At 54.3% G+C, this 15593-nt stretch carries 15 protein-coding genes and 2 tRNA genes; 6 read left to right on the plus strand and 11 right to left on the minus strand.

The window, feature by feature from the left end; genetic code table 11:
* Positions 1–36: 36 nt before the first annotated feature.
* Positions 37–762, minus strand: coding sequence for a LytR/AlgR family response regulator transcription factor (locus VF639_RS19295; RefSeq protein WP_331147576.1), 726 nt, complete (start codon positions 760–762; stop codon positions 37–39).
* Positions 763–1282: 520 nt separating this feature from the next.
* On the opposite strand from VF639_RS19295, the gene VF639_RS19300 reads away from it, so the two are divergent.
* The gene (locus VF639_RS19300; RefSeq protein WP_331147577.1) at positions 1283–2146 is read left to right on the plus strand and encodes a bifunctional transcriptional activator/DNA repair enzyme AdaA; all 864 of its coding nucleotides are present in this window, start codon (positions 1283–1285) and stop codon (positions 2144–2146) included.
* A 134-nt stretch (positions 2147–2280) separates the two neighbouring features.
* Here VF639_RS19300 and VF639_RS19305 read toward each other — a convergent pair.
* The 5 genes from VF639_RS19305 to mutS all read right to left on the minus strand — a co-directional run bounded on the left by VF639_RS19305 (position 2281) and on the right by mutS (position 7027).
* Positions 2281–2363: transfer RNA gene (locus VF639_RS19305), tRNA-Leu, on the minus strand.
* 423 nt (positions 2364–2786) lie between these two features.
* Positions 2787–3422, minus strand: coding sequence for a transposase (locus tag VF639_RS19310; protein WP_331147578.1), 636 nt, complete (start codon positions 3420–3422; stop codon positions 2787–2789).
* 131 nt (positions 3423–3553) lie between these two features.
* Positions 3554–3835, minus strand: a complete 282-nt coding sequence (locus tag VF639_RS19315) for a helix-turn-helix domain-containing protein (protein WP_331147579.1) — start codon at positions 3833–3835, stop codon at positions 3554–3556.
* A gap of 115 nt (positions 3836–3950) precedes the next feature.
* Positions 3951–4026 (minus strand) — tRNA-Gly (locus VF639_RS19320).
* A gap of 250 nt (positions 4027–4276) precedes the next feature.
* Positions 4277–7027, minus strand: coding sequence for a DNA mismatch repair protein MutS (gene mutS / locus VF639_RS19325; protein ID WP_331147590.1), 2751 nt, complete (start codon positions 7025–7027; stop codon positions 4277–4279).
* A 215-nt stretch (positions 7028–7242) separates the two neighbouring features.
* On the opposite strand from mutS, the gene VF639_RS19330 reads away from it, so the two are divergent.
* From VF639_RS19330 to VF639_RS19340, 3 genes are all read left to right on the plus strand, one after another.
* On the plus strand, positions 7243–7791 hold the full coding sequence (locus tag VF639_RS19330; protein ID WP_331147580.1) for an RNA methyltransferase: 549 nt from the start codon (positions 7243–7245) through the stop codon (positions 7789–7791).
* Between the two features lie 312 nt (positions 7792–8103).
* Positions 8104–8517, plus strand: coding sequence for a hypothetical protein (locus VF639_RS19335; RefSeq protein ID WP_331147581.1), 414 nt, complete (start codon positions 8104–8106; stop codon positions 8515–8517).
* A complete protein-coding gene (locus VF639_RS19340) occupies positions 8514–9290 on the plus strand; it encodes a J domain-containing protein (RefSeq protein ID WP_331147582.1) in 777 nt (258 codons plus the stop codon). The genes VF639_RS19335 and VF639_RS19340 overlap by 4 nt, the downstream gene beginning before the upstream one ends.
* Positions 9291–9365: 75 nt before the next feature.
* On the opposite strand, the gene VF639_RS19345 is transcribed toward VF639_RS19340, so the two are convergent.
* Together VF639_RS19345 and VF639_RS19350 are read right to left on the minus strand one after the other, a co-directional pair.
* On the minus strand, positions 9366–10139 hold the full coding sequence (locus VF639_RS19345) for a TerC family protein (protein ID WP_331147583.1): 774 nt from the start codon (positions 10137–10139) through the stop codon (positions 9366–9368).
* 97 nt (positions 10140–10236) lie between these two features.
* A complete protein-coding gene (locus tag VF639_RS19350; protein WP_331147584.1) occupies positions 10237–10728 on the minus strand; it encodes a YajQ family cyclic di-GMP-binding protein in 492 nt (163 codons plus the stop codon).
* A 303-nt stretch (positions 10729–11031) separates the two neighbouring features.
* Between VF639_RS19350 and VF639_RS19355 the strand changes: the two genes are divergently transcribed.
* Positions 11032–11475: a GNAT family N-acetyltransferase gene (locus VF639_RS19355; protein ID WP_331147585.1), complete on the plus strand. Its 444-nt coding sequence runs from the start codon at positions 11032–11034 to the stop codon at positions 11473–11475.
* A 94-nt stretch (positions 11476–11569) separates the two neighbouring features.
* Here VF639_RS19355 and VF639_RS19360 read toward each other — a convergent pair whose 3' ends face one another.
* On the minus strand, positions 11570–11875 hold the full coding sequence (locus VF639_RS19360; protein ID WP_331147586.1) for an Mpo1-like protein: 306 nt from the start codon (positions 11873–11875) through the stop codon (positions 11570–11572).
* 177 nt (positions 11876–12052) lie between these two features.
* Between VF639_RS19360 and VF639_RS19365 the strand changes: the two genes are divergently transcribed.
* Complete coding sequence (locus tag VF639_RS19365; RefSeq protein WP_331147587.1) at positions 12053–12520, plus strand: PaaI family thioesterase; 468 nt, start codon at positions 12053–12055, stop codon at positions 12518–12520.
* 216 nt (positions 12521–12736) lie between these two features.
* Here VF639_RS19365 and VF639_RS19370 read toward each other — a convergent pair whose 3' ends face one another.
* Positions 12737–13744, minus strand: a complete 1008-nt coding sequence (locus VF639_RS19370; protein ID WP_331147588.1) for an NYN domain-containing protein — start codon at positions 13742–13744, stop codon at positions 12737–12739.
* A 711-nt stretch (positions 13745–14455) separates the two neighbouring features.
* On the minus strand, positions 14456–15196 hold the full coding sequence (locus VF639_RS19375) for a metal-dependent hydrolase (RefSeq protein ID WP_331147589.1): 741 nt from the start codon (positions 15194–15196) through the stop codon (positions 14456–14458).
* Positions 15197–15593 lie beyond the last annotated feature (397 nt).

Here is a 15593-nt window from a genome sequence, read left to right on the forward strand (position 1 = left end):
GTTCACTGAGAAAGTAGGGTTGTGCCTTATAATTGCTTAAAAACGGTTCAGGTTTTTGAAAAAAGCTTCTTGATACGAAACGCCAATGGGTATTTGGTGGCCACCTGCCAGCCGGGCCGTATTGTCCTCAATCGACTCTACATGTTTCATGTTGAGGATATAGGAGCGGTGTACTCGTACGAAATTATCAAAGGATAGCCGCGCCGCAAACGATTTGAGCGTGGTATATACAATGTGCTTCTGGCGTAGCGTCACGATGGTGACGTAGTCGGACAGCGCTTCAATATAGAGGACTTCATCGAAGTTGAGGCGCACCATTCGGTTGTTGACCTTCACAAACAAGTCGGAAGACACTGGGGCCGGCGAGGCAACAGGCTGAATCATTGAGGTAGGTCGCCGTTCTAATACCCGCTGCACCGCTTGGCTGAACCGAGCATAATCGAAAGGCTTAACCAGGTAGTCGGTTACCCGCAGCGCAAACGCATCGACGGCAAAATGCTCGTACGAAGTGGCCAGAATAACTTCGGGTGGGTCGGTGAGGACCCGCAGAAGTTCTAAACCACTGAGGTTCGGCATTTCGACATCCAGAAAAAGCAAGTCCACCTTGTTGCCGGCCCGAAAAAAATTCAGACCCTGTGCCCCATCGTTAAGAGAGGCTACCAGCTGCAAAGACTCTGTCAAGCCTATATAATGCTCCAGCGTAAGCCGGTTCATGGTGTCATCATCAATGACCAAACAAGTAAGTGCCCCTGGGTTGGACATAAGTATAGACAATGTGAAAAAATGCTGAAACTTATAGCTTATCTAGCGAAATATAAGCGTTGTTTATTTGATGAAGTAGTCATACTTACTCGGCATTCATTGAAAAGCTGTTGCAGGCTTCCTACTTGTTCGAGTGCAAAGGTGCTGCTTGCTGTTGGGCAAGCAGAATCTGCTTTCACCAAAGCCGTTGAGGTCGTAGCAACTTCTGCTTGTCCTTCTTCATCCTACCAACTGCTTCTGGCTAAGTGGCAACACTAGCGTAGATACCATACTTGCACGCATAATGTTATAGTCATAAAGCATGAGTTTCGTGCAGTCCGCTGGCTATTTTCATTTCTTGTCGATACGTAAATTAGTTGTTACACAGTTTATTGAAGCACTAGTTTTGGAGTGAAAAATAAGTAGAAACAAGAGTTGGCTAGTAGAATTTGTAGTCGTAGACTTATCAAATCCAGCAAGATTCGGATTGAGGCCCAACACTGCGGAAGGTACTTTTGGTAATACTCTACCAAACCGACTTATGACTCCTGTTCCTCATTCGCAAGCTGATTTAGATTACATCCGAGTGGAGCGGGCCATAGCATTTATTGCGGCGCACTACACCCAACAACCAACTCTGGAGGCTATTGCGGCGCATGTCCATCTAAGCCCGTTCCATTTCAATCGGCTGTTCAGTAAGTGGGCTGCTACCAGTCCGCAGCGGTTTATGCGTTTTCTAACCAAAGAATACGCCAAGCAAGTACTAGCCAAGTCTGGAAACGTGTTGGATGCTACCTACCAAGCAGGTTTGTCCGGAGCTAGCCGCCTGCACGACTTGTTTGTCACGTACGAAGCTATGACTCCGGCGGAATACAAGGACCAAGCCGCTGGCATGCAGATTGTCTATGGCTTCCATGCCACACCTTTCGGCGAGTGTCTGATTAGCCTCACTGAGAGAGGCATCTGTGGTCTTATCCAAGAGGTAAGTGAGCGGGAAATTGCGCTAATGCAGTTGCAAGCACCATGGCCTGGTGCAACGCTGCTACCTAACCCCACTAAAACCGAACCTGTAGCAGCGCAACTATTCCTTCACGTTTCTGATACCAGCAAGCCATTCAACTTATTGCTGAGAGGGACTAATTTTCAGATCAAAGTGTGGGAAGCCTTGTTGCGCATTCCAGCCGGAGCTATGGTTGCCTATCAGGATGTAGCCGCCGCTATCGGACAGCCTAGAGCCGGACAAGCAGTAGGGGGAGCCGTAGGTGCCAACGCTATTGGCTACCTTATTCCCTGTCATCGGGTTATTCAGCAGCACGGCGGCCCAGGCGGCTACCGTTGGGGCACCGCCCGCAAGCAGGCTTTGCTAGGTTGGGAGGCAGCGCACGCCGAACGGTGTTCTAAGTAGACGAATAGCTCCCTATGCAAAGAGTCCCGAGGCTTTTTACACAGACTTTACCAGTAGCAGTTGCTCAAAAGAAGAGTCTGTTGTAATTCTATAAAAGCAAAAAGACTTTCTACGCTATGTAGAAAGCCTTTTAGTACCAGAGACGGGAATCGAACCCGTACGCCTATTCGGCAAGGGATTTTAAGTCCCTCGTGTCTACCTGTTCCACCACTCCGGCTCTTACTTGATTTTTACCTCGGTAATTGAGAGTTTAAGCGTGGCAATTTGGGCACAATAACTGTAAATTCTCAATTCTATGATCGTTATTTATTCCATTTATGCGGTGAAGTTCTAGTGGAATGGGGCATTCAAGCCGCAAGTTATTCCCACAACTCTCACAACTTCTTTCTTTTAACCCTTCACTTATTACACGATTACGCAACCGGTGTGAGGAAGTGTAACTAGAGTTTTCAACTAAAATATTATCCTAAGAAAGTGCTCAGCCGAAGCTTTGATCACGCTCTCCCACATTCCAGCCGCTGCCGGTGAAGTGACTCATATCTGAAGCCAGTGCCGCCTGCTAGGACTAGTCCTAGCCGTTTTGTAACCGTAGCTATCGACAAACACTCGGCTACGATTAGTCGAAATTGCTCATCTGCTACTAAGTACTCATGCAAAAGTAATCGTGTAGTGTTCGGTGCCGATACTGCGAATCAGCTCGGCGACCTGTTGGCGCAGCGTATAGGCTGATGCGTATAGGCGGATGCGTAGGCAGCGGGCGTGAGCCAATAGTGCTTGCAAAAGCGCCAGAGGATTTCAATGCGGTTGAGTTCGGGCGAATAGGGGGCAAAAACAGCAACGTCAGCCCCCGTGCGGCCCCCGTCTCGCGCCGGCCCTGCACCAGCGCCGCCCGGTGTACAGAGGCGTTGTCGAGCACCAATATGGTCGGCTCGTTGAGTTGCTGGCTGAACTCGTCCAGGGCCCCGACGACGAGCTCGGCCGTAAAAGCCGTTTCTGCCATCCAGCCCAGAAAATGCTGGCCCTGGGGGCCACCCGGCCGCCACAGGCCCCACACGGAGTACCCGCCATGGGGCCCGCGCTCGGCCGGGAGCAGGACCGGTGGCTGGCCCCGCACTTGCCAGGCGTAGGGCACGGGGGCGGAGCGCGAGAAGCGGACCTCATCGGCGTAGTACAGCACCAGGTCGCCACGGGCTTCGGCAGCCTGCGGGTCGGCCAGCGGCTGTTGGCCGGCGGCAAAGGCGGGCGCGTTGCGTTGGCCTTTCAGACTGCGGCGCATCCGTTTTCAGCTGTAACCCGCTCGGTGCAGCACCCGCCGCACGGCCCCCGGCCGCAGCCGTACGCCCAGCTCGTGCTCGATCCGGAGCACCAGCTCGCGCAGCTGTTGGCAGGCAGCCCCGCCCCAGGCCACTACTTTTTTTGGGCGTTGGCACTGCGTTTGGGCGGGCGGCCCGAGCGGGCACCTTCGGCCAGCGCGGCCACGCCGCCCGTCTCGAAGCGCGTGAGCCAGGCGCGGACCGTATCGCGGCGGGTTGCGTAGGCCACCGCCAAGTGCTGCAGGCGCAGGCCCCGGTGGTGGCTCAGCACGGCCTGGGCCCGTTTGCGCTGGCGCGGATGCGGCGCGTGCGCCGCGCTGTGTTCGAGCGCCTGCACCTGGGACGGCGTGAGAACTAGGGGAGCGAGTCGTTGCATGGCCCCAAAATACTACTGCATTACTTATGGTAGAGTACCTTAAGCTCTTTATTTTGAATTAGCGTGGCGCAAGCATAAACGAAAATACCCTGCTGTTTAGCAGGGTATTTTCGTTTGGAGCGGGAGACGAGGTTCGAACTCGCGACCTCGACCTTGGCAAGGTCGCGCTCTACCAACTGAGCTACTCTCGCTTGAGTCAGCCACCGTAGTGGCATTTGGTGTGACAAAGGTACTACAGGAAATCTGCTTGTCAAGTGTATGGGGCAAAAAATGTCTGGTTTCCCCTGTGGTTTGAGCGCTTTTTGCTGATTTTCAGGCAGAAATTTTTCCGAAAAACTAGCACACCGAGCAGTGTATTCCTGCTCGGTGTGGTCAATAATGATCAATTCACTAGGCAAGTTCAACCGTGCCGCCCCTACTATCGGACGGCACGGTTGGGGTTTACTTGCTGCCTAGCGCTAACTTCAGCTCGTTTAATTTTAACAGGGCTTCGATAGGGCTCATGGTATTTACATCAAGCACTTGAAGTAGTTCCCGCACCCGTTCCATGGCCGGATCGGCGGGCTCGAACATGCTGAGCTGTAAGCTCGGGCGCGGCGCATTGTGAACAGCCGCCGTAGGCTGCGGCACGGGGCCTCGCTGGCTGGTTGTTGAGCCAGCCGTTGCATTAAGATGTAACACCTTGCCTTCTAGCTGTTCATCAAGGCCATTTAAGACCTCATCGAATTCGGTGGGAGCGTTGGCGTCGAGGCCGGCGCTAGCGCGCTCTTGCTCTAGGTGGTGCATGATTTCGTTGGCGCGTAGTACCACCGAAGTAGGCATACCTGCCATACGAGCCACGTGAATGCCGAAGCTGTGCTCGGAACCACCTTCCTGGAGCTTGCGAAGGAACAGAATGCGGCCGTCGGCTTCGCGCACGGCTACGTTGTAGTTGCGCACGCGCGAGCAGTCCTCGGCCAACTGATTTAGCTCGTGGTAGTGAGTGGCAAACAGCGTTTTGGCGCGGGCCTTAGGGTTGTTGTGCAAGTGCTCGACCAATGCCCATGCAATGCTGATGCCGTCGTAGGTACTGGTGCCGCGCCCAATTTCGTCCATTAGCACCAGGCTGCGGTCCGACAGGTTGTTGAGGATGCTCGCCGTTTCGGTCATCTCCACCATGAAGGTGCTTTCGCCCTTGCTTAGGTTATCGGAGGCACCGACGCGGGTAAAAATCTTGTCGATGATGCCGATGGTGGCCGAGTCGGCGGGCACGAAGGAGCCGATTTGAGCTAGCAGCACGATTAGGGCCGTTTGGCGGAGCAGGGCAGATTTGCCGGCCATATTGGGGCCAGTTATCACAACAATCTGCTGGTTTTCCTGATCGAGGTGAATGTCATTGGGGATATACTGCTCACCAGGGGGCAGCTGCCGCTCAATTACAGGGTGCCGGCCCGCCTTAATTTCCAGCAGCGTACTATCATCGACGGTGGGTTTCACGTAGCGGTACTGCCGGGCCGTGGCAGCAAACGAGGCCAGGCAGTCAGTGATGCCGATGGCGCGCGCATTTTGCTGAATCTGCGTTACGTACTCGGCGGCTGATAGCACTAGGTCGTTGTAGATGTTCTGCTCGATGACGAACAGCCGATCCTCCGCGTGCAGAATCTTTTCCTCGTACACTTTCAACTCCTCGGTGATGTAGCGCTCGGCATTCACCAGCGTCTGCTTCCGAATCCAGGAGGCAGGTACCTTGTCTTTGTGGGCGTTGGTGACTTCGAGGTAGTAGCCGAACACTTTGTTGTAAGCCACTTTCAGGCTGGAAATTCCGGTTTCCTGCACGGCCTTCTGTTGCAGCTGGAACAGGAAGTCCTTGCCCGAAAACGCAATGCCGCGTAGCTCGTCTAGCTCCTTGTCCACGCCATCGTTGAGTACGCCGCCCTGGTTGGTGAGCAGCGGCGCGTCGGATCGGATTTTCAACTGAATTTCCTCGCGCAGTGACGTACAGGAATTAAGCTGATCGGCCATTTTTTGCAGGGCCCTGATGCCCGAAGCCGCCAATTGCTCGCGCATGGGTGCAATAGCTTCGAGGGCGCGGGCTAATTGCAGCAGCTCCCGCGGATTGATGCGACGCACAGCCACCTTCGATATCAGCCGCTCCAAATCGTTGATCTGGCGCAGGTGTTGCAGCAGGCTTTCTAGCAGCTCGGGCGTCTGGAGCAGGGCTTCTACGGTGTCGAGGCGGCGCTGAATTTGGGCGGGCTCTTTGAGAGGCAACACCACCCACTTGCGTAGCAGACGGGCGCCCATGGGCGTTACGGTTTGGTCGAGAATGTCGATGAGGGGCACGCCGCCGGGGTGTTGGGCGTGCACCAGCTCCAGGTTGCGCACCGTAAACCGGTCGAGCCACACGTACTTGTCTTCCTCCAGACGGCCAATGCTGCCGATGTGTCCGACGTCGGTGTGCTTGGTTTCGGCGAGGTAGTGCAGAATGCAGCCGGCGGCCGTAATGCCTTCGCGCAGGGAATCAATGCCGTAGCCTTTCAGCGAAGTGGTGTTGAAGTGGCGCGTAAGGGTTTCGTGGCCGTAATCGAAGCCGAAAACCCACTCGTCTAAGGCATAATGGCAATAGTCGGGACCAAAGTGCGCTTCGAATTCCTGGCGGCTTTTCTTGCAGAACAGCACTTCGGCCGGCTGGAAATTTTGCAGCAGCTTGCCTAAGTAGTCGATTGTGCCTTGCGCCACCAAAAACTCGCCGGTGCTGATGTCGAGGAAGCTGATGCCCGCTTCCTGCTTGCCGAAATGGATGGCGCAGAGGTAGTTGTTGGAGCGGCGTTCCAGTACGTTGTCGTGCAGACTAAGACCGGGCGTAACCAACTCGGTGATGCCGCGCTTAACGAGGCCTTTGGCTAGCTTGGGGTCTTCGAGCTGGTCGCAAATAGCTACGCGTTGCCCGGCGCGCACCAGCTTGGGCAGGTAGTTGTCGAGGGCGTGATGCGGAAAGCCAGCTAGGGCTACTTCTGAGGAAGTACCCGCCCCGCGCTTGGTAAGCGTAATGTCCAGGATACGGGAGGCCGTTACGGCATCCTCGCCGAAGGTTTCGTAGAAGTCGCCAACCCGGAACAAGAGCACCGCGCCTGGGTGCTGCTGCTTGAGCTGGTAGTATTGCTTCATGAGCGGGGTGTCGGCCACGGGAGCGGGGCCAAGCGAGCCGTGCATGCGGACAGGCTTCTTATCGGGGGCGGCGGTACTTGTTTTCACTGAGGCAGCATGTAGCGCGAAGCTCCAGCTTCGCGCATCGTTGAGCAGACGGTGCGGAGTATCGTTGCCGTGGCGACGAGCATCGGCGCGCGAAGCTGGAGCTTCGCGCTGCCTTTATAAGATTCGAGTAGCCAACACCAGCCACCTACGGGCGCGTTCCTACCTTTGCACGCATGCGCAAACTATCGATGGAAGAGCTGAACCGGCTGACGGTGGCAGACTTCAAAAATACACGAAAATTCCCCCTCACCCTAGTGCTCGACAACGTGCGCAGCCTGCACAATGTAGGGGCTGCCTTCCGCACCGCTGATGCATTTGCCATTGAAAAAATATGGCTTTGCGGCATCACGGGTCGGCCCCCACAGCGTGAAATTACCAAGACGGCCCTGGGTTCCACGGAGTCAGTGGTGTGGGAGTACGCTGCTACTACCCTGGAGGCGCTCCAGCAACTGAAGGCGGCGGGCTACGTGCTGGTAGCCGTTGAGCAAACGACGGGGAGTCAGCTGTTGCCCGCTTTTCAGCCGGACCCGGCACGGCCTTACGCGCTGGTGATGGGCAATGAAGTGTTCGGGGTAGAAGATGAGGTACTGGCTTTCTGCAACGTGGCAGTGGAAATTCCGCAGTTTGGGACCAAGCACTCGTTGAACGTGAGCGTGGCAGCCGGTGTGGTGCTGTGGGATTTTCTGAGTAAGCTCGGCTGGACCATGGGACGAGAGGCGTAGCTGGTATGGGCGCGGGTTAGGCGCGAGATTCTTCAGCAAACGGGTGTCGATTAGAGCCAGCTGATTTTGGTGGCATCAGCAAGTAAGATGCTTAGGCGTACCTCTGCATGATTGTTGATAGGCTACCGGATCAGCACGTGAGAGGCTTCACTAAATAGAATTTATGAGGAGGTTGGAAGGCTGAAAAACCTTCTACATAGAGTACTAGCAGTTCTTAAAAAATTTATTTGTTCTTGTTGTCTTACAATACATCCAAACCGGTCTGATTTTTTCGTACTTAGAGTACTAGCTCGTCTATTTATTGCTCCTTACATGTTATCCTTTACCCGACCCGATGCGGCGTTGCTGGCCTTACGACCAGCCGTGGCTACGGCGCCTGCCAGTGGCGATGCCACGTCCGGCGACTTTCTGCACCACACTTTGCGACCTGTTCTTAAGCTGCAAAATGAGCTACTGCTAGCCGTAGTAGCGGATTTTGTGCGCGACCACCATGTTCCCTTAGCAACTGCTTCAGCTGCCGACCAACAGCGCCTGCTAACCGAATTGCTGACCCGTAACGTGAAGCTGCGCTATACAGTGATAGGGCTGATAAGCGGACTGTTTACCGGCGCTGAACTAGCCTTCTATCGGGAGCACCGCTCCGAACTGAACCGTCGGTTGCTGGAGTTGGCGGTGCGCCGGGTGCAAGACCAGGTGGAAACAGTCGTAAAACTGAGCGTAGTATGACAACTTACTACGCCGTGTTAGGAATAAGCGAGCAAGCTACTCCCGACGATATTCGTCGGGCTTATCGGCGTTTGGTCTTACTCACGCACCCCGACCGCACCCCCGACCCCGCGGCTCATCAGCGTTTCCTGGCCGTAAACGAAGCCTATGAAGCGCTAAATGAGCCCTCTCGCCGCTACTTCTACGACACGCAGCTGCGAGAAATTCGAAACCGGGTTCGGCCCTTGCAGTCGGCACCGCCGCCCACTGCCGCTCGGACGCCCCGGCGACCACCCCCGCCGCCCATCTGGCGCCGCCGTAGTTATGCCCCCAAAAAACTCAACTTCCCGGCGTATGCCCGCACGGCCCGGCGTTGGGGAAAGTGGTTGGCCGTGCTACCAGCACTAATCCTGTTCGACTTTTTTGTTTTGCGGCACTATGTTACCACCGATTTCGTCAGTATCGGCGCTTCTCGCGACGGAACCGGTCGTTTATACAATTGGGTTGTCACCTCGCACGGAGAGTTCAACACAGCCGCTGAAATTCCGCTCGACACGTCGGGCTTCCGCGTGCAGACGTCCTGGCTTTTCAAGTTTATTCACGAAGCGTATTTGCCCGACGGCACGGCTTTACCCTTGCACAGCGCCTTTGGCAGCTTGCTTGGGTTCACCGTATTGCTGCTCTTGTTGGCCGCTGCCACCCAACTCAAGCATCTATCCGATGCAGCCCGCGTGAACGTAACCATTGTCGCGGCTGTCGTCGGGGTTATCCTGCTGCTGATGGTGCTGAGTTAGGAGTTTAGCTCAAAAACAGCAACGCCCACAACAAAAGTTGTGGGCGTTGCTGTTGAAATTAAAGCCTATATGGGGTTAGTCGTATTGCGATTCGCGCAAGTGAATGGGCGGTGCTTTCTTGCGCAAGCGCATGTTGAGCAGCTCGACCACCAGCGAGAAAGCCATAGCGAAATAAATGTAGCCCTTTTCGATTTCCTTGTGGAAAGACTCCATCACGAGCATTACCCCAATCATAATCAGGAAGGAGAGCGCCAGCATTTTGATGGTGGGGTTGCGGTTCACAAAATCAGCCACCAAGCCTGAGAAAGCCAGCATCACGCCCATCGACAGGATAACGGCCATAATCATAATCAGCACGTTATCGACCAGGCCCACGGCGGTAAGAATAGAGTCGAAGCTGAAGACAATGTCGATGAGGATGATTTGGAAGATGATGCTGCCCATCGACACGTTGCTTTTGCCCTCGTTATGCATGTCTTCTTCCTCGCCCTGCAGCTTGGTGTGAATTTCGGTGGTGCTCTTGCCAATCAGAAACAGGCCGCCGCCGAGTAAAATTATGTCGCGGCCCGTGACGCCGAACGGCTCTTCCAGCCACGGCAGGTTGAGGGTAAAGAGAGACGACTTCAGCCCCACAATCCAGGAGATACTCAGCAGCAGCCCAATACGGAAGAGCAGCGCCAGCAGTAGCCCGATGGTCCGGCCCCGGGCCTGCCGCTCGCTCGGCAACCGGTTGACGATAATGGAAATGAAGATGATGTTGTCGATTCCCAACACAATTTCCATGAAGGTCAGCGTGAGCAAGCTTACCCAGGTCTGCGGGTTAGAGAATACCGAAAAGTCGAAATGCATGTTTTTTTAATTATGAATCATGAATTCTGAATTCTGGATTGGTTGTAAGGCCATTCGCGTAATTCACAATTCATAATTCAGAATTCATAATTGAGAATTAGCTCTTCATGTTCACGAACTGCAGGGGCTGGCCGATGTCGGTGCGGCGTAGCAGCGCAATAACGGCTTGCAGGTCATCTATTTTCTTGGCCGTCACGCGCACTTGGTCGTCCTGCATTTGGGCTTCCACTTTCAGCTTGGCATCTTTGATGGCTTTAACGATTTTGCGGCCCGCCTCCTTATCGACCCCGGCCCGCACCTTGATGGTTTTCTTGACCAGGTTGCCGCTCGGCTGTTCTTCGGCCGTGAAGTCGAGGGCCGTGCCATCAATACCTTGCTTCACGATGCGAGTCAGCAAAATATCTTCTAATGCCTTGACGCGCATAGAGTTTTCGGAGCTCAGCAGGATGGTGTTCGCCTTTTTGTCGAGGTCCATACCGCCTTTGGTATCACGCAAGTCGTAGCGGGTTTGGAGTTCTTTCTTGGCTGTGTTCACCGCATTTTCTAAGGTCTGCGGGTCTACTTTGCTCACGATATCAAAAGATGCCATGGAATGGAATGTTAAGGAAAATTGGAAGGCTGTACGCCAAACCGACCCGCCGGTTTGGGCGGGGCAAAGGTAGGAAGTTGGTGTACGAATATGATGAGCAAGCAACTAGATGATTTGCTGGCCCCAGCAGTAAGCCTGCAGTGCAAAGCTAGGGCTTCGCGTATGGAGACGGTGAAGTAAGCTAGTATTGTGCGCGCACAACTCTGAAAAAAGCGAAACAAGCTTCCCTACAAAGAGTATTACTAATTCTACAACCGTATACCAGCCAAACGAGGTACTACTGCTTCATTAGCTTCGCCTTTTATGAAAGTTCGCTCCCCCCGCACTCCCGCTGAGTGGGCCGCTTACTACCAGCTGCGTTACGAGGTATTGCGTCAGCCCTGGCAGCAGCCTGCCGGCTCGGAGCGGGTACCCGAAGACGAGGACCCCGCAACCGTACACGCACTCCGCCTCATCCCCGATGGTACGGCCATTGGCGTGGCTATGCTACAGTCGGCGGAGCAGGCTCGAGGGCAGGTGCGCTTTATGGCCGTAGCGCCGGCTTGGCAAGGCCACGGAATTGGGCGTGAGCTACTGCAGTATCTGGAAGAAGCCGGGCGCCGCCTTGGCTATATCGAAATCAAACTACACGCCCGCGAAGCCGCCGTGCCGTTTTATACCCGGCAAGGCTACGTGTTGGAAGCACCATCGCACACCTTGTTTGGCAGCATCCCCCACTTCCTGATGACCAAACAGCTAGACGGGTGATCAGTTACGAGTTGTGAGTTGCCGGTTGCCAGTTATTAGATAAGCATCAAATTGGCAACTCATAACTGGCAACCGGCAACTCACAACTCGTAACTCAAAACGACTCCCGGCCGCGAAACAGGTCCCAGTAGAGCCGGAAGTCGCCGAGCAACGAGAGCCAAGGGTGCTGAAAGGTAGCGGGACGGTTGTGCTCTACAAAGAAGTGGCCTATCCAAGCAAACCCGTAGGCCGCCACTACGCCAGCCAGAACAAGGATTGGCCGCTGCCATACCGTTGCCAGCACCAAGGCCAGCAGGAAAAGCGTGGTACCGATGAAATGTAGAATTCGGGTGCCGCGGCGGCTATGTTCGCGTAGGTAGCGAGGGTAGAATTCCGAGAAGGTGAGGGGCGGAGCAGACATGGGGTGTAGATAAGCGGGAGGGAAGCAACGGAAGATACTTCTTTGCCAGGAAAGTCGGTCGCGGTTCAAGTACTAGCCGTTACCTTCGACTTAACTGTCTGCTGAGCGGGTAGGCGCAAGTCGTGCCCGTGCAACGCGCCGGTTTTCCTTATTGATTTGATTCCGCGTTCTTGCTTTATGGAACAACTCCCTGATGTGGCCACGTTGGTAGCCATTTACAACCAGATCAATAACTACGGCCGCGTCAATGGCATGGACCTCACGGTGCCACGGCCGGGAGAGGTGGTGTACACCATGACTGTTCGGGACGAGCATTTATCGTCGCCGGGGACTTGCCACGGAGGAGTGGTGGCGGGCCTGATGGATGCGGCGCTAGGAGCGGCGGCCCTGTCCCTGGCCTTCACCGCCGGCGAGCTGGTCTCGACGGTGGAGTTCAAGATCAACTACCTGCACCCTGTGCATCTGCACGACCACCTCGTAGCTCGCGCCACCGTGGAACACAGCGGCAAAACTTTGGTCGTGAGTAGCGCCTTCATCAGCTGCCCCACCCGCAACGACCTAGTAGTAGCCCGTGGTATGGGCACCTTCAACCGCTACCCCGCCGATAAACGAGATTTTCACCTGCTGCTTTTCCCAGAGGAATAAGAAGGTGACAGGTGACTAGGTGACTAGGTGATTAGGAGAGAAGGAAGGAGCGGTAAGTAACAGTTTAAAGGATGGGACAGAAGTTAGGTGATTGAAGAAGGCAGCGAGCCTGTGATTGCCTTGCCTAGCACTTGTTCTCCCATCATCTCCTTGATTACACGCAAAAAGCCGCCGGGGACACCGGCGGCTTTTCATAAGCAAAACTGAAGCTGGAAACTAGAGACGATCCGACGAGTCAGCGGACTGGGTTTCGCTGTGCTCTTCGTCGTACTCGTCGCCTTCTTCCATCTGCGGCGGCTCTACTTTGCGCACGTTGCGGGCGCAATCTTCGTCGCGGTGGTTGCGGCCAACGGTGAACTCCACCCAGTCGCCTTCGCGCAGCTCGTTGAAGTCACCCTCCGACATGTCGGCGTAGCTAAAGAACAGGTTGTTTGGTGGCATAACCACAAAGCCGAAGCCGTTCTTCAGGTTCTTGATGGTGCTGATGCCCACGGTGCCAACCGGACCAGCAGCCGTGGGCCCGGTAGGGCGTACAGGCTTGGCGGGAGCAGGGAAAGCCACGGGCTCGGGCGTATTCACGAACATGGTCTCGATCAGCTCGTCACCGTCGGCCAGACCCTGGTCGATGATTTCGTGCATTTGCACGGGGTAAGTGGCTTGCTCGAGCAGGTGCTGCGAGGCGCGAGTTACGCGGGCTTCGCCTTTGAAGTCAACGTATTTGAAGTCCCAGTTCAGCAGCATCACGCGGGTGCCGATGGTGTTGAGCTTCTTGATGAGGGGGGCATAATCGGAGTCGCCGGCGATGAGCACGACTACGTCGTAGCTCTTGTGCAGGGTCAGCTCTAAGGCTTCTAACGACAGCCACACGTCGATGCCTTTTTCCTGCAGGCGGCCGTCGCGCGTCTTCAGGGGCATGTAGTGCGTGGCGATACCCATGTTCATGAGGATATCGTCGAGCAAACGGTCATGGAATAATCGATCTTTATCGCGGGCTTCGGTGGCCGAGAGGCGGCCGCGGAAGAAATGAGCATCTATAACTCGGCTTAAGCGAAGATCTACGTCTTCTTCTTCTGCTACTTGATGGCGAATAAACTCATGTAGTCCTTCCAAGCTAATACGAGCCTTGCGGTCATGCTGGAAGTAGTAGTAATCACTGATCTTCAGGAAATAATTGCCGTCGTAGAAGACGCCGATCCGAATCAGAGGGCTATTTATCTGGTTCATACTGTGAAAAAGGGTTGAGGGTAAGCAAGAGGTGCGGAGATATAAGAGCGGGTAATGAAGTGCAATAAAATTCAGGATTTCTACAAAACCAGGTCAAAGGTACGAAGCTTATGAACTCGGTTGGTAGTCAGCAAGGCTATTTGCAATGAGTATCACTTCGTTAGGAACAGATCATTTAAAAATCTGCGCGAAAGAGAGTCAATGAAAGATAAAATGAGCTTCTATTGAGTGAAGAGAAGATGAACGTAAAAGAAGACGTAGCCCCGGAACGGGTTCCATTAGATGGCTAGTCATAAACTCTGAACTATAGCATCACTACTCGAAGCAAGTGTAATATTATAAAAAATATATTCTACATAGTATAGATGGACAGGGTAAATTAATGGACCAGTGCCGGAAAAAAAACTCCTTGCTAGCCAAGCATATAGGTTGTGCTAGAGCGCGAATTTATTGGAGTAATATGGTTACTACAAATAATCCCCAAATCTTGAATACCGACCCGCCGCTATTGCTGAGTAAGCAAATGGCACTACAGCAGCAGTTGAAGTCAGCAGCTAGTTAACTTCTGTTACTAGTACAGTGCAACAAAATTAGCGCTACGTACAAATGACAACAACGGTACCTACATAGTTGCAAAATGACGCACTTATTATGGTCGACCTAAGAATATAGTTTTTTGAAGGTAAGATCCAGTGAACAGCATCTTATAAATTAAAAACTCATTTTGCCTATAACAAGGCTAAGCACCAGCAAACCATAGCCGGTGCAGATACCTACTTCCAGCAAATTGCCACTAGTGGAGCCAGTACGGATAAGCGGAATTTTCAGTGAAGTATCGGTGAGTGGCATAAACCATTTGACGCCAGCCTTGGTGAGCGTATCGGCGAGGAGGTGGGAAACGTAGCCACCACCGGCAAACAGCGCCACGCCGTGCCAGCCGAGACTTTGGTTGGCCAGATGCCCGATGTAGGTCCAGAGGCCAGCCGCCCAGATGGTGTGGGTCCAGGAGCGGTGGGAGGTGAACGGGGCAACGGCCACAAACAACCCCAGCATGCTCAGCCAGACGTAGCCGGTATAGAGACCCGCCATAACAGTGCATAGGCCGGTGAACAGCAAAGCCAGCTTACGTGCCGAGCCGCCTTGCATGGCCGCGCCCAGCAGCCCAAACGCCAGCGCGGCCGTGAAGCCCATGCGCCGGTCGGGGCCGGGGGGCTCCATGAAATGGGTGTAGAGCGCGAGGCCGGCGGCCACTATCACAAAAGCCCAGCGCACATAGTTCTGAGCGAAACCAAGCCGCTTGCTCAGGCGGGATTCGGGGTGGTCGAGGTCAGGGGCCAGGGCCGAAAAGCCGGCGAGGGCAATACCGGCCGGCGAGAATTTAACGCCGGTTACGAGGCCGCCAATGGCAACGCCCGTGATGAGACCGATGGCTAGGTGAGAAGATCCGCGCAAGGTAAATTACAATAGTAAGTATAGAAGAGGATAATAACCCTATGCATAGCAAGAGTACAATAGTAGGTATTTCTACCGCTAAATGAATAAGGTTTTCGATATAAGAGGTGCTATTATTTGTTAAAGCTTGCGCTTTTACTGTTGAGCTTATGTTTAAGTGCTTCTATGCTTGTTCTGCAGAACTCGTATTCCACTTGCCAAGACAGTTGTCAAGGCCGGAGCTGGACTGACGGTGAACTATTCAGAAGCCATCTGAACCGTCATCATATGTTTGTGGTGGCACCCCTTTGGGCCAGGCCGCAGTTCGTCATTGGTCGAGAAGACCGTTCAGCATGCTGGCACCCGTTGGGCCGCCGGCCCGTGAGCCCGGACAGTTCAGTGGTCGTCATAGGCCGGA

It is taken from the genome of Hymenobacter sp. (assembly GCF_036387835.1).
Lineage (GTDB): Bacteria > Bacteroidota > Bacteroidia > Cytophagales > Hymenobacteraceae > Hymenobacter.

Coding starts and splice junctions, on each gene's coding strand:
- VF639_RS19295 (WP_331147576.1), bottom strand. CDS start 762: ATGTCCAACCCAGGGGCACTTACTTGTTTGGTCATTGATGATGACACC.
- VF639_RS19300 (WP_331147577.1), top strand. CDS start 1,283: ATGACTCCTGTTCCTCATTCGCAAGCTGATTTAGATTACATCCGAGTG.
- VF639_RS19310 (WP_331147578.1), bottom strand. CDS start 3,422: ATGCGCCGCAGTCTGAAAGGCCAACGCAACGCGCCCGCCTTTGCCGCC.
- VF639_RS19315 (WP_331147579.1), bottom strand. CDS start 3,835: ATGCAACGACTCGCTCCCCTAGTTCTCACGCCGTCCCAGGTGCAGGCG.
- mutS (WP_331147590.1), bottom strand. CDS start 7,027: ATGCACGGCTCGCTTGGCCCCGCTCCCGTGGCCGACACCCCGCTCATG.
- VF639_RS19330 (WP_331147580.1), top strand. CDS start 7,243: ATGCGCAAACTATCGATGGAAGAGCTGAACCGGCTGACGGTGGCAGAC.
- VF639_RS19335 (WP_331147581.1), top strand. CDS start 8,104: ATGTTATCCTTTACCCGACCCGATGCGGCGTTGCTGGCCTTACGACCA.
- VF639_RS19340 (WP_331147582.1), top strand. CDS start 8,514: ATGACAACTTACTACGCCGTGTTAGGAATAAGCGAGCAAGCTACTCCC.
- VF639_RS19345 (WP_331147583.1), bottom strand. CDS start 10,139: ATGCATTTCGACTTTTCGGTATTCTCTAACCCGCAGACCTGGGTAAGC.
- VF639_RS19350 (WP_331147584.1), bottom strand. CDS start 10,728: ATGGCATCTTTTGATATCGTGAGCAAAGTAGACCCGCAGACCTTAGAA.
- VF639_RS19355 (WP_331147585.1), top strand. CDS start 11,032: ATGAAAGTTCGCTCCCCCCGCACTCCCGCTGAGTGGGCCGCTTACTAC.
- VF639_RS19360 (WP_331147586.1), bottom strand. CDS start 11,875: ATGTCTGCTCCGCCCCTCACCTTCTCGGAATTCTACCCTCGCTACCTA.
- VF639_RS19365 (WP_331147587.1), top strand. CDS start 12,053: ATGGAACAACTCCCTGATGTGGCCACGTTGGTAGCCATTTACAACCAG.
- VF639_RS19370 (WP_331147588.1), bottom strand. CDS start 13,744: ATGAACCAGATAAATAGCCCTCTGATTCGGATCGGCGTCTTCTACGAC.